Here is a 15,809-nt window from a genome sequence, read left to right on the forward strand (position 1 = left end):
GGCCGTTTTCCGGAAACCCGCCAGCAATCGGGAGGATGACTGCTGGCGGCGCGGTCAGGCGATGTGGAGCGCCCGGCCGGTTACGCGAGGTGCGGGATGACTTCGACGCGGGCGGTTTTCGCCCAGACGTTGGTGTCACCGCCGTTGATCAGGGCGGCTTCAACGACCTGACGGGCCTGATTTTCCAAGGTGGCCGGAACCATCAGGACGGTCGGGCGGATAACCTTGATCTGGCCGTCGCGCTGGCGAATACTCTGCATGGCGGTACGGGCGGCCGTGTAGTTTGCAACGTTCAGCGCGGCCTTGGACTTATAGGCGAGCTGCCACAAGCCAAACCCGGCATTGCCGCGCGTGTCTGCACCCCAGACGAACTCGTTTTTCCAGAAAACGTTCGAGTCTTTTTCGTCGAACATTTGGGTCAGCTTGATCGGCTTGCGGCTCTGCCAGACCATGGGCTTCAGAACCTGCGTATCGTCGATCAGATACCAGGCGGGTCCGGCGCCATCGGTGAAGTTCGAAACCGAGATCACATTGCCCTGCTCGTTATAGCCGGGATGGTCGATATCGAAGTAGTACTGCCCGTCATAGCAGAGCGTGGTTTCGCCCTTCTTGAACAGCGGCCACACCAGACTGTCAGGGAACGCGCCGCCGTCCTGGCCGAACTGTGCCGCGACCGGCGTGAAGATGCCGACCTGATCGTCCTCGATCTGTTGGCGCCCGATCTTGATGGTCTTTTCGAAGGACCGGTTCGCGATCTGGTAGAGGTTCGCGCCGATATCATGGGCGACACGGTCACCGATCCATTCGCGGAAGCCGGGCAGATCGTCCAGGCGCGGGTACTGGTTGGCGAAGGTGGTGGAGGTCACCGTCATCGCGATCTTCTGGTAAAACGGCGTGACCGTGGCCATCGACTGGTTGAAGATGGTGGAAAGCGAGGTGTAGATGCCCCGCAAATTGGCGACGTTAATGTCCATCGTGGTTCCTTAGAGGGGCTTCAGCCAGACGCCGTCAGCGTCGATGGCATCGATTTTTCCGGCCGGCAGCAATGCGCCGGCGACGAGCGTGAAGGTGTCGTCGGCAGACGCATAGACGGTCTTGCCGATATCGGCCGGGGTCGCGCCCGCCAGCGGAATGAGCCTGATTTCTTTTTTCAGGTTGATCAGGCGATCACCGGTTGCGCCGTCGCGATTATCGACAGCCTCCTGGGCAAAGCCGACCAGGGCGACACAAGACACATGGCCCGCCGGCACGGCGGCAAGAGCAGCCGTCACGCCACACATCGTGCCACCAAAGATGCGGACGCCGGCCAGAACGGGATAGCCGTAGGCATTGCCAGAGCGGGTTTTAGGGCGAATGTCAGCAGTAGCCGTCATGTCACATGTCCTTTCCGAAGAGCGCCTTGTGCTCCTTCTTGAAGGCTTCCGGATCGACACCCATCAGGGCGGCAACATGAAGCTCTTCGCTGGTTGCGGTCTCGCCCTCCTTGGGCGGCTGGCGGCCGCCGAGACCGCCGGCATTGAGCGACGGCATGACCTTAAGCTCCGCTTCGACCTCGGCCGGGTCCTTCATGTGGCGGGCAATCATGTGCTCGCGTAGGGAAGGAACGACCTGCATCTTGGCGATCGCAGCGTCGATCACGGTGGTTGCCCTTTCCTTCGCTGTATCCGTGACGAGGGTTTCGACACGGGTGTTGAGCGCCTTGACCTGAAGTTTCAGCTCGGCGTTTTCCTGCTCGACGCCGGTGGCCGGCTTCGCCTTCGCCTGAAGGGCGGTGACGAGGGCGTCAGCGCCGACTGCCACTTCGAGGCCGGCAGCTTCCGCCAGTCTCGCCATCAGGGCCGCATGTGCGGTCTCGGCAGAGTGAGCCGCAGTGATGGCCGCAAGGATCGCGGCTGCGTCTGCGGTTTCCGGCAGGCCAAGCGCCTTCCGGAGAGCTTCCAAATCCATGGTGGTCTCCAAATTTTGAGAGTGAAGCGATTTCAGGTTGAGGTTGGGATCGTTGGTCAGCGCCACGCGCAGCAGCTTGTGAACCGCAAAGGGAGCCTTGGCGCTGTGGGTGAACACCGGGGAAATGTAGCCGTAGTCCTTGCCCTGCATCATCGCGAGGCCGACGGGCGTCCACTCGACTTTCGCCCAGACGCCATCGTCGCGGCGCTCAAGTGCTGTGAGCCAGCCACGGGCGGGCGCGGAAAAACCCTGCTTTGCCGCAAGGTCGGTCGAATGGTTTTCATCGACCGGCAGCTTCTTGCCCTCGGCATTGAAAGCCGAGATCAGGGCGTCGGCATTGTCCAGGACGTAAGGGCCGCGACCATCAACGCCAGAGAAACGACCGGTCGGCAGAACGTGCAGCCATTCGGGCACTGTGGCGGCCGCCTGCAACGCGACAATATGGGTCGAGACCGGCACAGCCGAGGCCGAATGAAGTGCAACAACAGTGGTCGAGATCAGGTTTCGCATGGTCCGGATATGCCATGCGGGCAAAATTCAATTCATGCCTGCGCCTGCGGGCGGGCCTGAAGCAGAGTGAATTTCAGCGGGAGGAATAGCGGTCCACAAAACCGAAGACGGTTTCGGCGATCATCGCTTCGTCATCCGACGATATACCGAGGAAGGGACGCGCGGGCAAGGTAACACTGTCGGCTTTGATCAGGTTCCCGCCCATCCGGAACCAGAGATGCGTTGCCCGAACCGGCACGATGGTTGCGCCGAACTGGTGCGCGGCCGCGTAAATAACATCGGTGCCCACCTGCACCTCGTCATTACCAGCCTTGGCGTTGATACTGTTTCGCAGCCGGCCGCTTTCCGTCAGGATGCGAGAATTGCGCTTGCCCTCGGCATATCCCGTGTTCAGGGCTTTCCACGCCTGGCCGTCCGGATCGGTCTGGGTGACGAAGCGCATGTGCGTCGAACCGACAAGGCCGACGCCGATCGCGCGCATGACGGGCGTCGTGTTCGTCATCAGGCCTTCGAGCTGGCGAAAGCCGCGCCTGACTTCCGAATCGAGAACCTGTGCCGTGATCGAGATCGACGCGCCGCTCATATTTGCCTTTCGGGCCGATTGGGCCTATATTTCGACGTGACGCGCCGAGCAGGAAGCGCCGCCTTCAGGCGGATTGGGATCAGGCGATTTCCGGCCCCCCGGCGTGTCATTTCCATTCCACCCCGAAATTCCGCAGGATGTTGCGCCGCTCGGTACGCCGCAGCGATGTCAGCCACACTTCCTGACGGTTGTCCTTCTTCACGACCTTGACGGCGGCGTGGTACAGCTTGCCGTCGTATTCCCCGACGAACGCCGGACGCCCGTTCCTATCGCGGAGCAGTTTTCCACTCTTGACGAGTTGGCCTGGCAAAACGCCGTAACCGTCCGGCGTGATCGTTTCGTGGTGCATGTGGCTTCTGATTGTGTCTGCCGACAGGCGGATTTCCGTGCCGGCCGCGACATCGAGGGCAGCGCCTACCGTTTTGTTTGTCGTCGCGACTGGCGTCCAGCTGCCGTCCGGCCACTTTCCCTTTAGAGCTGATTGAACGAAGGCGGCAACTTGCGCCTGGTCGGCACTGACAGCCTTCGGACCAGGTGCTGTTTGCGACAGCCAGGCAGCACCCGGATTGTAGGCGAACGACGGATCGATGCCCCGCGGCTGATCGGTGCCGAGCTGGTCAAGGTTCGGGGGCGTATCCGGTCCCGACTTTCCGAGGCGTCGAAGACCAGGACGAGACACCGGCGTCACGAAGCAACCGCACCGGTAGCCGTTCGGCGGGTACATTTTCGCCCAGACAGGATCGGTGGCTTCGTAGCATTCGCCGTCCCAGGCTTTGTGCTCCAGGCGCGGGTGGATCGCGCCGGAATGATTGTACATCCAGTAGGGAAACACTTCGAGCGTTTCCGGAGCCGACATCTGCGCGTAACGGCCGGCCGCGTAGGCGGTGCTGAGATTGGTTTCGAAAATCAGGCGGGAACGCCAGCCGCGCGAACCGTTGTACTGCCAGCCATGGCGCGCGACGATCGCATCGAAGTCGGCGCGGAAATCTTCAAGCGTCAGGCCCTGTTCAGCGGCCTTGACGATCGCCGCCTGGAAATCCTCGACTAGCGCCTTTTTATTTGCGCCGGCCACCATGAACATCTTGGAATGCGCGGCGTCCCAGACATCGCGATAGCTTTCGGTGGGGACGGCGGTTTTCTGGCGAAGAAAGTCGATCGCCTCATCAAACGGCAGATTGATCGCGCCCACCGTCGTCGCCATCAGAGCAACGACCAACGGCTTAAAAATTGAAGGCGGTTTAAAGGCCGTGGAAGCGTTTTTCGGGCCTGAAGCTACGGATGCCGCAAAAAGCCCCCTGAAGCGCGCCAGCGGGCCTCCTGTCATGACTGCCCCTTGAGGTCATCGATGAGCGCGGCCTGCCCGATCAGGTGCGCCATCGTCATGCCCCTCGCCATGGCTTCCGCGAGATCCTCGGCCGACAATTTGAGATCCGCGAGTTTGCGCGCCGCGTCCCGAAGATCCGTGGCCGAAAACAGGATATCGCGGACTTCATCGATCATGCCGTCCATAGCGGCCGCCGCGTCCTTCTCCAGGCGGTCGGTCAGCTTTTCCAGCAGATCGGGTTCCTCGCGGGAATGCGCCGAGGCGAAGAGCCGATCGAGGCTCTGCTTTGCGGTCAGCGGTTTTGGCTGTGGCTTGTCCTCGGGCGGAACGACCGTCGTCTCGCGTCCGCCGACCAACTCGGCACCCGTCGCGGGCGTGGGAATGCCGAGGCGATCACGGAGAAAACTGGCCTCGGCCGTCAGGCCATGCTTGGCGAGCTTATCGAAAGCTTCCGAAAATTCCTTCAGTGGAACTTCGTCCGGGCGACCGACATGGATGGTCGGGTATTCGTCCTGGGGGCCGAAGTTGAAGGCGATAATGTTGGGGGCAAGCTGCGCATTAAGCGTGTCGGAAGCGTCGAGCGCATCGGAACGCTCGATATCTTCCTGGACGAGGCGGTGTTCCTTGGCGACGGCATGGCCACCGGAAACAGCGTCCGTCGTTGTGGTCTGGCCAAGGATCAGCTTGGAAATCTCGCGATTGTGCCAGTCGGCGCGACTTTCATACATGTCCGTTGAGCTGCTCTTGGAACCAACCTCGTGGAACTCGATCAGCATCTCGCGCGGTATGATCGCAGCGCAGTCACCAGCGATGCCCGATACGGCTCGCCACAACACATCCTTTTCCGGTTCGGTGGCGCCACGGCCGTATTTGCCGATGCGGATCGGCTGGCCGTAATTCTGAAGGAAGATAGCCCAATCCTTGACCGTGAAGCTCTTGAACATCCAAAGCCAGACGGCAACGCGGGCAATGCCGGATCGGATGGTCAGGCCGGACTTTGCCTTCGAACGATGGACAACGAACTTGTGCGGAATGAGCGGCTCACCGGCAACGCCCTCGCGCAGCAGCAAGGTTTCTCCATCTGTCCGGTCAAACGTGAACCAGCGCTGCGTGCGCCAGACCAAAGCGCGTGGGAGCACCTTGCCGTTCTTGTGATGCCAATCCACCTCCATGACGGAAATGCCCTTGCCGATCGCATCGAGCATGTCGAAGAGGCCGGAGCGCAACACGCCTGTCTTGATCCACTCGCGCAAGAATTCGGCATGTTTCTGGTGCTCTGGACTTTCCGACGCGGGGTTGACGGTGATTGGCAACTGCGAAACCGATCGGCGGCGCGTGGCGAGCTGCGCGAGATAATGGCTATCGCGCTCCTCGATGTCCTCGGCCAGCTCGAAATAGGCTTCCACCTCGCCCTGGTCAGCTGCGCGCAGAATGGACGCGAGTTTTATCGGCGTCATGCCATCGGCAGGGTGTCCGGAAATCCACTGACGGACACCGCCCACATGCGCGCCGGCGACGTCTTCCTCCAACTCGGCCGCGCTAACGACCTTGCCGTCCTGATCCTTCAGGGAGTTGGCGAGGTGACGAGAAATCTTCTGCTTCTTCTTTTTCGCCATCAGAGCGATCCTCTCAGGTAGACATTGACGGTCCCGCCACGGCGGTCATCGTCATGCATAGGCGGGCCACCATTGTGGCCCTGCATCGGATTGTTGGGCTTGCGGTTGGTCTCGTACTCGTAGGCGATTGCCTCTTGGTTGGAGGCAAACCACGCCAGCGCGCCGGCGGGCGCGGTATCGCCGTGGCGATCGTAACCGTCTGCGCCCTTGGTTGAATGTTCGTCCGGAACCTTGATGATGCCGTTGACGTAGGCCAGTGCCTGGTGGTCAGCCAGGACATCGTTATCTTTGGGGAAAAGCACGCTCTTGTCGCCGAACGCCTCGATGTAACCGGGCATGTTGGCCCCGTACCATTTGGCCGAAAGCATCACTTCGTGGATGCATTCCCCCCAGCGCTGGCGGGCCTTTTCGGCAAGGTACTGGCCGTTGCCTCGCGCATCGAGCGCGCCGCCGATCAGACGCGGCAGGGCATCGCCGACATAGAAGAGAATATCGCGCTGCTGGTCGAACGGGATGTTCTTCAGTTCGACGATCAGGCGAGCACGGCGAATGAGATCAGGCCCGATCTCGAAGACCACGATTGCCGTCTTGTCACCGGAGCGGGCGAAGTCTTCACCGAAGCTGTGTTCGCGGTCTTTGTCGAGCCGGTCTAAAAGCGGCTTCAAGAGGCCTTCACAGAACTCTTCAGCCTGTTCGGCGCGCTCGAAATCGTCAAGGTTCTTGAACTCGTCCGGCCGGTCCCACCGAATGACGGCCGGCAGATCGGCGCTCATGCAGCGCTCGATCAGGACGCGGGTCAGTGCCGATCCTTCCGCCTCGGCCGGGATTGCGTCCAGCTCCTGTTTCATCTTGGAGGTGCGCGTGCCGTAAGCCGAACGGATTTTCGCTTCCCAGGCGTCTTCTTTTTCCTTTGACCATTCATCACCCTTGATCAGGCAGACGCGTTTGAACAGGCCGTTCTTGACCGCGTCGCCGAAGGTGAAGGTATGGAAGTTGAAGCCGTTCTTTTCGGCCTCCGCTTCCTTAATCAGTTCGTTGAACGGGTTGCTGACGCCATTGTGAGACGAGATGATGCGGACCTTGCCGCCCCAGATCAGAAGTGCGGCGACGGAATCAATGACGGCGCGAACATCACGGTGGAACGCGGCTTCGTCGATGCAGACCGTGCCCTGAAGACCGCGAATGTTTTCCGGGCGCGAGGATAGCGCCTCGATGCGGAAACCGGACTTGAAGCGGATGATATAGCTGGAGATCGCGTTCGTGGTGCCGTCGTCGCGCTGATCGAAGAAAATGCCATCCTCGATCGTCAGCAGTTCCTTGGCGACAGTCTTCGCGAAATGCGCGGCATAGCCGATGAACTCTCGGCCCTTGGGCTTGGTGTCGGGAATATAAAAATAGTTCTGCCCGCCTGCCGACCGCTGGGCGGCGGCAATCAGGGTCGCGTCGAGCGCCTCGGCGAAAGTGATGCCCGTGCGTCGGCCCTTGGCGCAGCCTTTCAGGATACTGTCATCAGCAAGCCACTCGGCCTGATGTGCCATAAGCACGCCTTCGGCCAACGGGTCGAGGTCGGCCGGAATATCGGCGCCACGAGGCAATTCGACCGGCAACATGGCCGGATCGATCGGAAGCACTGGCGGGTCCGTCCATTTGCCTTGCGGCAAACCGGGCAAGGCTTCAGCCACGCTGTTCCTCCATGCACGCAAGACCGGTCCCTTTGCAGGACCGGCAATCGTTCTTCAGGTCATAGACGGTGCTGGAAATGCTGCCGTCGCGTCGGCGGTTGATCCGCCTGATGGCCCGCCCCGTGCCATCGCACCTGGTGCAGGGGTCTTTCGGAAGGCTGTCGTTCATTGACCGGCGTCCTTCTGGTCTGTGTCCGGAGGCACTTCAGGAACGGATTTCGCTTTCGGCCGCACGCCAAGGAAGTCACGACGGGCGCGGGCGATAGCCTCTTTCGAAATGCCGGGTTCGTTGGAAAGCACGTCCAGCGCCTGTTCCGCCTTGGCCTTCATGTCGGCCTCGATGCGGCGGACCTTCTCTTCGGCTTCCAGCTTCAGGCGGCGGTTGGACGATGTTACCTGGGCAGCTGAAGCAGCGCGCAGCGCGTTCGCCAGCTCCATGGCTCCCTTCGGTGAAATGCCCGCATCACCTGCCGATTGCAGCAGCTCGAAAATCAGCGTCTTGATCGCCTCGGCCGCGATCAGCGTCAAATCGTCAGAACCGGCCGCGTCCATGCGCTCGGAAATAGTGGCGGCGATCTCGCGCGTCTGTTCTAGTCGGCGTGTCATCTGTGACAGCCGGATGGCAAAGCGGTTGAACGCCGAAAATGACGGGATATCGAAATCAAGACCGATTTCGCCCTGAAGCGCGATCAGCTTGGTTTTCCACTCGGCGTAAATGTCGAGCTGGCTGCGATCACGGTCGGCAAGTTCCTGCGATGCCCAGGAGATCGCGTCGCTGCATTCCTCGGGCAGAAGATCGATTGCTGAAAGTCGGCCGCGTGCTTTTGCCATGTCAGGCACCCACGCGCGACGGACGCTTCACGCCCTCGATGGCGGACTGGCGATCGACGTGGCGACGACCGAGATCAGTCAAGGAAGCAATCTTGATGCTTCCAGCGCTGACGACGACAACCGCGCCCATCGTCTCCAGATAATCGATTTGCTGATGCACCCAGGGCCGTTCCTGGTTAATGCCAAAATTGGCAAGAACCGGTTCAAGCATGGAGCTGCTCAGGCTCTCATTCACCTGCTCCGCCAAGGCCCTCAAGATGATGAGCCGCGCTTCCTCGCGCATGATTTTCATATAGTCGATGCCTATGCTCATTGTTTGCCTGCCGTTTCCACCAGTAGCTGGTTCATTCTTTCGTTCGTGGCTTTGATGGGCTTGAGGGTTTCGTTTAGAGTGTCGAGGCGGCCATTCACCTTCTCCAAGGCAAGCTCCAGACGGTGCTGGCTTTCCCGGTCGGGCAGGTGGCGCATTTCCCCCTCGATCGCCTGGATGCGGCGGTCATGGCTGGTCAGCTTGGTTTCATGGGCCTCCACGTCTTTGCCCAGGAGCGCGATTTCCTCGCGACCGCTTTTGATGTCAGCCTCAAGTTTCTTTTCGCCACTGGAGAAAAACCCTTTGAGGTGACCAAGGAGAGCCACACTGGAAAGAACCAGTGTCAGCCAGGGTATGATTTCGGTCGGAGTCATCGACGGGCCTTCTCGAACTTCGTCTGACAGACGATGCAGCGTGTGGCAGACGGCAAGGCGATACGACGCTCGCGGGCGATGTCGTTCCCACAATCCTCACATTCCAGCGTGCCAGGCGTGCGCAATGCCCGCGACGCGGCGGCGATACCTGCCTCGCGTTCCTGTTCAGTCCGTTCGGCGGCTAGATCGAAAGCGGCGTTTCCACCGAAATTCATGGTGAGGTCTCCGGCATGTTGTCGATAGCCGCGACGGCAGCAGCTCGGCGCGCGTCACAGGATAGGATTTCGGTTCGGTCAGCACTCCAGCGGGTCGCGACCTCGCGCTGGGAAAGGTCACGATCGGGTAGATCGCCAACCGCGCAGGGCACACGGGACGCGGGCGGCACGGCGGGCTTGACGGTGCGAAGCACGAGAGGAGCCTTGCTTTCAGTGGGGGAGCAAGCGGACGCGATCACGGCCAAGGCCGCAATCATCGCCATTCGGCAAAGCCGCATTCTGTGTCTCCAGTTCTTCATTTCGCGCTCGCAGCGCATCGATCTTGGCGGAAGTGCTGCGCTCCAGGTCGAGCGCATAACGGGCTTGAGCCGCCTCGGCGTTGGCGGCTTTGGTGTTGGCGGTCTCGATCGCGGCCGTCCAACGGGCATCGTTCTCGGATTTCGTTCTGCTGACGGCGCGGTCCACCATGCTGTTGACGGTGGCGATGGTGAGCCATCCGAGGAAAAGGGCAGCTCCGATCAGGAGCAGCACGATGATGACAGGCCTTGCCGCCTTCGTTAGCCAGGCTGAAATCATCGTGCAGGCTCCGACATGTCTTCCGGCTGGTCTCGGGGCATATAGGGAGGTTGTGAAGGCGGAACGTTTTCGTTTTGGGCGGCGGCCTCAAAATCCTTGCTACCGTAGTGGCGATGGACGCCGAGCATGGCTGCGATCAGCGTCAGCAGGGATGGCAGGGCTATAGTCGCCATGCCGGTTGCCTGGGAAGAACCAGCGAGTGCGCCAGCAATGAGAAGATAAACGCCGCCCCACGAGGCCCAGAAGGAACCCCACAGATAGCGTTTCGAGGTGCCGTAGGTCGGTTTCATCGGCGTCAGGCCTCGCTCTTCGCGACCGGCGCGCCGGTGCTAGAAAGCTCGACCTTGCCGGCGATCGGCGCATCGGCGGTCTTCGGCCAGCGGACGCCAGCGCTCACGAGGCGGCTTTTGTCCACCCGCGTGATCGAAACGGAATTGCCCTGATTGCCCCCGAGGACGTGATAGTGCGTCCGGTCCTCGCCAACGTAAAAGCCGACATGTCCGCCGCCCTTCCGCTCGAAAACGAGGATCGCACCGCGCGCAACCCGGCTTTCGACGCCGAACTTCTTCCAGTTCAAAGCGCCGAGCGGATTGGCCAGCAGCGGCTCTTTCGGAAGCGTGTTGGAAATCATGCTGCCGACAAATAGGCCGCACCACGGAATATCGTCGTCGGTATAGAAGCCGGCGATCCAGCCGCCGAACTTCTTGGCCCAGCCAATGATGGTCGGATTGGATTTCGGGCCTGGAATTTCCTTCAGGCCCATATAGCGGCGCGCTTCACGCATCCACACCGGCTCCGCCGGCACGGGCACCTTCTCGTAGGTAACGAGATTGCTGTTCGGGTTTTTGCTCTGCACCTTGCGGAGCGCATCAATGGTGGCTTGATCGGCGCGGCTGGAAATCGGCAGGTCGTAAGCGCCCTGGAAGCGTTCAAGCGCTGCGATCACTTCGCGGCCATGCACTCCGTCCATTGTTCCGCCGTAAGCGCCGGCAACGCGAAGGCGAGAGATCAGCCATTCATCAAAGGTCTGGGAGGTCAAGGAAAGCCCCGTCATGATGGCAACTGGCGGAGATCGCGCGGGCCGATATGGGGGCAAATTAGAGTTTGGGCCTGAAACAAATCAGGCCCGCCGTGGCGGGCGGGCCTTTAGAACATTTCGATCTGGCGGGGGTCTGTCTTTCGCCTGGACTTAAGCGGCTCCCGTTTTCGGGCGCGCTTCAAAAGTCTTTCAACACCGCTTTCGGTCAAACCGAGCCTTTTAGCAATATCGCGGTTGCTCATTTCAGCATCGACATAACGGCGGGCCCGAAACTCGCGTGCCAGAGGCACTCTTATATATCCGCCCGGATAGGCTTTGGCTAGACGGTATGCAGCATCAACGCCGATCGTCGAGGGAAGTTCACTTCGCTCGGGATCGGCAGGTACATAAAGCCTGACGCCAGCATGCGCTTCGACCAGGGAGAAGAAGCCCTCTTCGCCAAGCGTTGTCAACAGATCAAGGGTGAGGTCATCGGCCATCACTTTTGGGCCTTCATCTCGCGGCGAACCTGCGGCCCGAAATGGTTCATAACCGTAATCCACTCGGCATCGCTCAAATTCCGATAGCTGATGCTTTCATTGGTGACGTGCGTAACAGCCTGCCAGAAGGCGTTCGGCTCGGCCGGATGCAGGATCGCCCATTGCGCGCGGGCGATCTTGTAACCGTGGCTTTTCTCGAAAGGCTCATAAGGCACCCGATCAGCCCAGATGACACCGGCGCGCGCAAGCATTCCCTTCAGCGCCTCAACGACACTGGCGCCGTCGCTTGCCGTATGGACAAAACGCATATCGGAAATGTCAGGCAACTGCCGGCCCATCGCGAAGGCTTCCAGCGCGCTATCGCGGCGGTCCTCGATGACTCCGAGATTGTAGCAGGCGATCCAGAGCGCCCGCATTTTTGGCAGGTACTTGCCGGAAAGCTTGCGCTTGCCGTCGCGGCCGTCCTGGCGAACCGGGACGGGTCGCGTCACAGTGCCGCGAAAGTTGACAAGGACCTTCTGGCGCTCGACCTCCGTCATGTCCTTGATGGATGTTTTGCCTGTCAGAATGTGTAACTTGGCGCGATAGGTGTCATCGTCCAGGCCGAGTTTCTTCTGCTCGATCTTGATTGCGGCGATGGTCTTGCTCATTTTGACAGCCTCCCTGCTAGGTCGGCTGCGATGTCGGAAAGGCAGAATTCCGAAGAGCGGCTTTCGTCGCCTTCCTCGGTCACAACCAGGACGAACATCTTGCCGCCCTTGGCGTGAACAAAATGGCCGTCCTTCAGAAATGCGTCGATCAGCGCCGTCAGCAGCTGGTCGGGTTCAAATGTCCTCGGCATCGTAGGCCTCGCTGATTTCGGCGGTGGTGAAGGTGGCTTTGAAAACCGGGATGAAAAACCGCACATAGACGAACTGGACGGACCAGCCCCGGCGTTGTGCATTTTCCCACGTTTCGCGTTTGCGGTATTTAGATGCGATCGCCTTGGTGGCAGTCTCGCTCCATGCCTTCGGCTGAAGCTTTCCGGAGGGAGAGCAAAGCACATAGCCCTTCGCGAAGGCCGCAGGGATTTGGCGCTTACTCGTCATGCCGCACCGCCTTTCACACTTCCAAACCGGAACGAAAGGTGCAATTTTTCGGGTGGGCGAATTGGGTTTAGGGGAACGAATTGTCTGAATTGCACAAGAAACGATTGTTGACTTTGGCCGGTTTGGTGTTGGCGTCGGCCATTTGTCTTCCAGTAATCTTTGGTGAGCCTCGAAAGATAAAAGACCAAAGTGGCGGTGATAGCTGGCGCAACGTGATTTACGATTTTCAGACGCTCATCACGGGTTTTTTCGCAATTGGCGCTGCTTACATGACAGTGCGCTACGCGCTCAAAATTGACGACCGTCAACAGCGGCGCCATCAACAGATCATGTCTTTCACTGTTCGAAAGGAACTTGGTACACTCGAAAGGGCTCTTTATCCGCAGCTGAGCGACTTGGCAGAAGCGGTTGAAAGCCTCTGGGATACAAACCGCGACCCTAAGGACAAGTCTCCACTCAGCAACTGGAAATGGTTTACGCAGCTGACGAACGAGTATCGCGACCAACTTCACCGCGTGAATGACGTCACTCAGCGGCAACAATTCACGGACGCCTTGCCTTACTTTGATGGCAGGCTTTCTAGAGCCTATTTTGAGTTTCGAAGCTCGTATAGTGAGACGGAAAAACAATTCCAAGAACACGTACAGGCACTCAGCCTGTTGGACGCGGGCTATGACAACCTCACCTACGAGCACATTTGGGCGGCAAACCACGTATACATTGCTAGCTGTGCTGTTGGCTTTGTCATCAAAGCCGAAGCTTTGGAAAGGGAGCTGAAGAGGGCAAGCGGAGAGTATCAAAGCATGGTTGAGCGGTATCGACATATCTGACCTCGCTTCACGCATCAGCAATATTGAGTGAAATGCGTGTCCACTCTGCGTCATGCGATTCCCGGATGCTGAAATGCAGGTACTCTTTCGAGCCGATTACCCGCACGGCGGCATTGATCGCCTCCATCGCATTGATCCAGCGCGGATCATCGCTTTCGATCTTGAACAGTTCGAACACGGCGTCTTTGCTGATTTTGCCGGCCTGATCGACATTGAAGGCGCGGGTGACCAGGCCACGGATTTCAGCGCGGCCATCCTCTGTCCATTCGTTCAGGCATTCGTCGATCAGCCCTTTCGCGACCTGTAGCTGCGGCCCGAACTCGATCAGCTTGTTTACGCGGGTCTCAACGGACATCAGCCCGTCGATCGTGCGATACTTCTGGTTTCCGGCTCCAGCTCGACCGCGCTTGATGAGGCCATATTTGGCCTCAAGGTTGCGATCGAACTCGGCGATATCGGCGCGGGTATGCTTCTTGAACCGGCCCAACTCGGCCGAAAGCGTCTTGGCAAAACCGATGATCTTGCGGACCATCTGATCTTCAAGGAAGTCTTCGGGCTTCACCAGGGCGAGAGGCGTCAGGCCGCCGTCGCCATTGGTGACGTATTCTTTGCCGTTTACGACAGTGATGCCGGCTGCGGCCTTTTCTTCCAGAATTACAGCTTCCATGGCTTTAACCTCATAATTTAATGTGAAAGGGGATCAGGCCGCGTCGCCACCGGACGGCGCGGAAGGTGCAGGAGAATTGGAGGGTTTGGGGCGGAACTGGACGACCTTGCCGCCGTCCATGGTGTCGGGTCGCATTAGGCAGAGGACCTCGGCCGTGATGGCGTTCATGTCGGAGAGCAGCTTGACGCGATCCTCAGACGCGCGGCGGTTCCACTCCGCCTGCGACCAGGCGTTTTCAAGCTTTCGCGCCAGATCGGCTATTCGGCCGAGGTGAACGATGAAGCTGGCGGACGTGACGCGATCGAGATGAATCAAACCGTGCTGCGCGACGACGCTATTCAGGTCGCGCTGCAACTCATGCAGAAAATCGGAAACGCATTCAGGCTTCGCCGTCATTCTTCTTTCCTCCAAAGTTCGGGCGGATGATGTTGCCTTCGGCCTTTTTCAGAAGGCCGGTGAGTTCGCCTGTGGCGAGCTGCTCGGCCGTCTTTGCGAGCAGCTTCCCGGCCTCGCTGTCGCGCAGAATGGAAAGCTCCAGCTCAAGATGGCCGGCCTGCTGTGACAGGGCGCGAAGGGTTTTCAGGACGGTTTGGGCGGATTCCGCGTCCAGCGTCAGTTTTTCGTCCGGCGTCATCTTTTTGGCTTCCGCGAAGATGCCCGCGAGGTAATCCAGATGAGATTTCAGGTCGGGAATTTCCGGCGTCATAGGCTGTCTCCCATGTCGCGGTTCTTCCAGGCAGCCTGAAGATGCTCCAGACGCACACCTTCCTCGCCATCTCCGATGGCAAGCATGGAGGCGGCTTTCATGGTGCGATCGATCTGGCGCAGCGCGCCCGGCTTGCTGGCAATGCCTTTCAGGAAGGTGGCGCAATCGGTGCCTTCCTCAACGCCCCACGCCTTGATGAGCATTTCAGCGTCCGCAGCCGGATTGCGCGCCGTCCTGACCTGTCGGTCAAACCGGGAAAGCACCTGCGCGCGGCTTGCGACTGAACGCCCGACGTCCTTTATGAAGGCCGTGGCGGTATCCTCATTGCCGAGCAGGGCAACGCCGCAATGGTCGTTATCGACGAAGTGGCGCAACTGGTTGACGGCTTCTGGCACGGCGTTCTGTGCCTCGTCGATGATCAACAGGGAGCCTTCACCGACACGTTTCAGCTTGGCGCCGATCGAGCGGACGAACCGCGCGGGGTTATGCTCATGCACTTCAAGTGCCGCGCAAAGTTCAACGAGCATGCCGTGAACGGTTTTGGTGCTCGGGCTAAGTGTGGCCATGAAGACGTGCGGCCGCGTGTTCAGGAAGTGCTTTGCAGCGGTGGTTTTACCGGAGCCTGCGGGCAGCGTGACGCGGATGAAACCGGATGTCACCTGGGCAAACAGCAGGGCGTTGTAAACGTCCATCCCGACCGCCGTGCGCTGGAATGGAGGCGACACCGGCATTGTGGCCGCCATGTTCTGGCTCGCGTCGAGCGCATCGAGCCAGTTGGCAACCTTCTGGTTGATGTTCGCCAGGACGCCGAGATATTTGCCGCCAAACCACGGCGACAACGTGCCGTCCGGTACATCGGTGCGGCGGGACACTTCGGCTTTCGTCCAGCCAAATTCCGTCGCAGCGTCAACCATCCGCGATGTCAGCTTGCGCCACTCGTCTACGTCAGGCGCAGGGTGCTTTGCGATAAACTCGATTGTCGGTTGAGACTGGTCCCACACGCTATTTGTGTTGGTCGTCTTTTTCATGCTA

The 15,809-nt window shown here is 59.8% G+C and carries 25 protein-coding genes; 1 reads left to right on the forward strand and 24 read right to left on the reverse strand.

Annotated elements, in window-relative coordinates:
• Positions 1-80: 80 nt before the first annotated feature.
• From GH784_RS01220 to GH784_RS01310, 20 genes are all read right to left on the reverse strand, one after another.
• Positions 81-974: a Mu-like prophage major head subunit gpT family protein gene (locus tag GH784_RS01220; RefSeq protein ID WP_153793155.1), complete on the reverse strand. Its 894-nt coding sequence runs from the start codon at positions 972-974 to the stop codon at positions 81-83.
• Positions 975-983: 9 nt separating this feature from the next.
• Positions 984-1,373 carry a hypothetical protein gene (locus GH784_RS01225; RefSeq protein WP_153793156.1) on the reverse strand — a complete coding sequence of 130 codons (390 nt, stop codon included), beginning with the start codon at positions 1,371-1,373 and terminating at the stop codon, positions 984-986.
• A 1-nt stretch (position 1,374) separates the two neighbouring features.
• Entirely contained in the window at positions 1,375-2,457 is a 1,083-nt protein-coding gene (locus GH784_RS01230; RefSeq protein ID WP_153793157.1) for a phage protease, read from the reverse strand.
• Positions 2,458-2,530: 73 nt separating this feature from the next.
• Positions 2,531-3,040: a phage virion morphogenesis protein gene (locus tag GH784_RS01235; RefSeq protein ID WP_153793158.1), complete on the reverse strand. Its 510-nt coding sequence runs from the start codon at positions 3,038-3,040 to the stop codon at positions 2,531-2,533.
• Between the two features lie 106 nt (positions 3,041-3,146).
• Positions 3,147-4,229, reverse strand: coding sequence for a phage head morphogenesis protein (locus GH784_RS01240; protein WP_323131461.1), 1,083 nt, complete (start codon positions 4,227-4,229; stop codon positions 3,147-3,149).
• A gap of 131 nt (positions 4,230-4,360) precedes the next feature.
• Positions 4,361-5,980, reverse strand: coding sequence for a DUF935 domain-containing protein (locus tag GH784_RS01245; protein ID WP_153793160.1), 1,620 nt, complete (start codon positions 5,978-5,980; stop codon positions 4,361-4,363).
• On the reverse strand, positions 5,980-7,590 hold the full coding sequence (locus tag GH784_RS01250) for a hypothetical protein (protein WP_246670442.1): 1,611 nt from the start codon (positions 7,588-7,590) through the stop codon (positions 5,980-5,982). Before GH784_RS01250 ends, GH784_RS01245 begins: the two co-directional genes overlap by 1 nt.
• A 64-nt stretch (positions 7,591-7,654) precedes the next feature.
• On the reverse strand, positions 7,655-7,831 hold the full coding sequence (locus tag GH784_RS27070; RefSeq protein WP_194842939.1) for a hypothetical protein: 177 nt from the start codon (positions 7,829-7,831) through the stop codon (positions 7,655-7,657).
• Positions 7,828-8,493: a DUF3486 family protein gene (locus GH784_RS01255; protein WP_153793162.1), complete on the reverse strand. Its 666-nt coding sequence runs from the start codon at positions 8,491-8,493 to the stop codon at positions 7,828-7,830. Before GH784_RS01255 ends, GH784_RS27070 begins: the two co-directional genes overlap by 4 nt.
• A 1-nt stretch (position 8,494) precedes the next feature.
• Positions 8,495-8,806: a VpaChn25_0724 family phage protein gene (locus GH784_RS01260; protein ID WP_153793163.1), complete on the reverse strand. Its 312-nt coding sequence runs from the start codon at positions 8,804-8,806 to the stop codon at positions 8,495-8,497.
• Positions 8,803-9,177: a DUF2730 family protein gene (locus tag GH784_RS01265; RefSeq protein WP_153793164.1), complete on the reverse strand. Its 375-nt coding sequence runs from the start codon at positions 9,175-9,177 to the stop codon at positions 8,803-8,805. Before GH784_RS01265 ends, GH784_RS01260 begins: the two co-directional genes overlap by 4 nt.
• The gene (locus tag GH784_RS01270; RefSeq protein ID WP_087745987.1) at positions 9,174-9,392 is read right to left on the reverse strand and encodes a TraR/DksA C4-type zinc finger protein; all 219 of its coding nucleotides are present in this window, start codon (positions 9,390-9,392) and stop codon (positions 9,174-9,176) included. The genes GH784_RS01265 and GH784_RS01270 overlap by 4 nt, the downstream gene beginning before the upstream one ends.
• On the reverse strand, positions 9,389-9,586 hold the full coding sequence (locus GH784_RS01275) for a hypothetical protein (RefSeq protein WP_153793165.1): 198 nt from the start codon (positions 9,584-9,586) through the stop codon (positions 9,389-9,391). Before GH784_RS01275 ends, GH784_RS01270 begins: the two co-directional genes overlap by 4 nt.
• A 16-nt stretch (positions 9,587-9,602) precedes the next feature.
• Positions 9,603-9,968, reverse strand: coding sequence for a hypothetical protein (locus GH784_RS01280; protein WP_153793166.1), 366 nt, complete (start codon positions 9,966-9,968; stop codon positions 9,603-9,605).
• A complete protein-coding gene (locus tag GH784_RS01285; RefSeq protein WP_087745983.1) occupies positions 9,965-10,258 on the reverse strand; it encodes an NAD(P)+ transhydrogenase beta chain in 294 nt (97 codons plus the stop codon). Before GH784_RS01285 ends, GH784_RS01280 begins: the two co-directional genes overlap by 4 nt.
• Before the next feature lie 5 nt (positions 10,259-10,263).
• Positions 10,264-11,007, reverse strand: coding sequence for an NlpC/P60 family protein (locus GH784_RS01290; RefSeq protein ID WP_246670440.1), 744 nt, complete (start codon positions 11,005-11,007; stop codon positions 10,264-10,266).
• 107 nt (positions 11,008-11,114) lie between these two features.
• Positions 11,115-11,486 (reverse strand): sigma factor-like helix-turn-helix DNA-binding protein, encoded by a 372-nt coding sequence (locus tag GH784_RS01295; protein ID WP_153793168.1) that lies wholly within the window; start codon positions 11,484-11,486, stop codon positions 11,115-11,117.
• The gene (locus tag GH784_RS01300) at positions 11,486-12,136 is read right to left on the reverse strand and encodes a regulatory protein GemA (protein ID WP_153793169.1); all 651 of its coding nucleotides are present in this window, start codon (positions 12,134-12,136) and stop codon (positions 11,486-11,488) included. The genes GH784_RS01295 and GH784_RS01300 overlap by 1 nt, the downstream gene beginning before the upstream one ends.
• Positions 12,133-12,327 carry a hypothetical protein gene (locus GH784_RS01305; protein ID WP_153793170.1) on the reverse strand — a complete coding sequence of 65 codons (195 nt, stop codon included), beginning with the start codon at positions 12,325-12,327 and terminating at the stop codon, positions 12,133-12,135. The genes GH784_RS01300 and GH784_RS01305 overlap by 4 nt, the downstream gene beginning before the upstream one ends.
• Positions 12,311-12,574: a hypothetical protein gene (locus tag GH784_RS01310; RefSeq protein WP_153793171.1), complete on the reverse strand. Its 264-nt coding sequence runs from the start codon at positions 12,572-12,574 to the stop codon at positions 12,311-12,313. Before GH784_RS01310 ends, GH784_RS01305 begins: the two co-directional genes overlap by 17 nt.
• Positions 12,575-12,654: 80 nt before the next feature.
• Between GH784_RS01310 and GH784_RS01315 the strand changes: the two genes are divergently transcribed.
• Positions 12,655-13,404 carry a hypothetical protein gene (locus GH784_RS01315; protein WP_153793172.1) on the forward strand — a complete coding sequence of 250 codons (750 nt, stop codon included), beginning with the start codon at positions 12,655-12,657 and terminating at the stop codon, positions 13,402-13,404.
• Positions 13,405-13,411: 7 nt separating this feature from the next.
• On the opposite strand, the gene GH784_RS01320 is transcribed toward GH784_RS01315, so the two are convergent.
• From GH784_RS01320 to GH784_RS01335, 4 genes are read right to left on the reverse strand one after another with little or no spacing between them, the layout of a single operon-like run.
• Complete coding sequence (locus tag GH784_RS01320) at positions 13,412-14,071, reverse strand: DUF3164 family protein (RefSeq protein WP_153793173.1); 660 nt, start codon at positions 14,069-14,071, stop codon at positions 13,412-13,414.
• A 33-nt stretch (positions 14,072-14,104) separates the two neighbouring features.
• On the reverse strand, positions 14,105-14,467 hold the full coding sequence (locus GH784_RS01325; protein ID WP_153793174.1) for a hypothetical protein: 363 nt from the start codon (positions 14,465-14,467) through the stop codon (positions 14,105-14,107).
• The gene (locus GH784_RS01330) at positions 14,451-14,777 is read right to left on the reverse strand and encodes a hypothetical protein (protein ID WP_060642438.1); all 327 of its coding nucleotides are present in this window, start codon (positions 14,775-14,777) and stop codon (positions 14,451-14,453) included. Before GH784_RS01330 ends, GH784_RS01325 begins: the two co-directional genes overlap by 17 nt.
• Entirely contained in the window at positions 14,774-15,805 is a 1,032-nt protein-coding gene (locus GH784_RS01335; protein ID WP_153793175.1) for an AAA family ATPase, read from the reverse strand. The genes GH784_RS01330 and GH784_RS01335 overlap by 4 nt, the downstream gene beginning before the upstream one ends.
• Between the last annotated feature and the right edge of the window lie 4 nt (positions 15,806-15,809).

This window comes from Agrobacterium tumefaciens, assembly GCF_009649785.1.
GTDB lineage: Bacteria > Pseudomonadota > Alphaproteobacteria > Rhizobiales > Rhizobiaceae > Agrobacterium > Agrobacterium tumefaciens.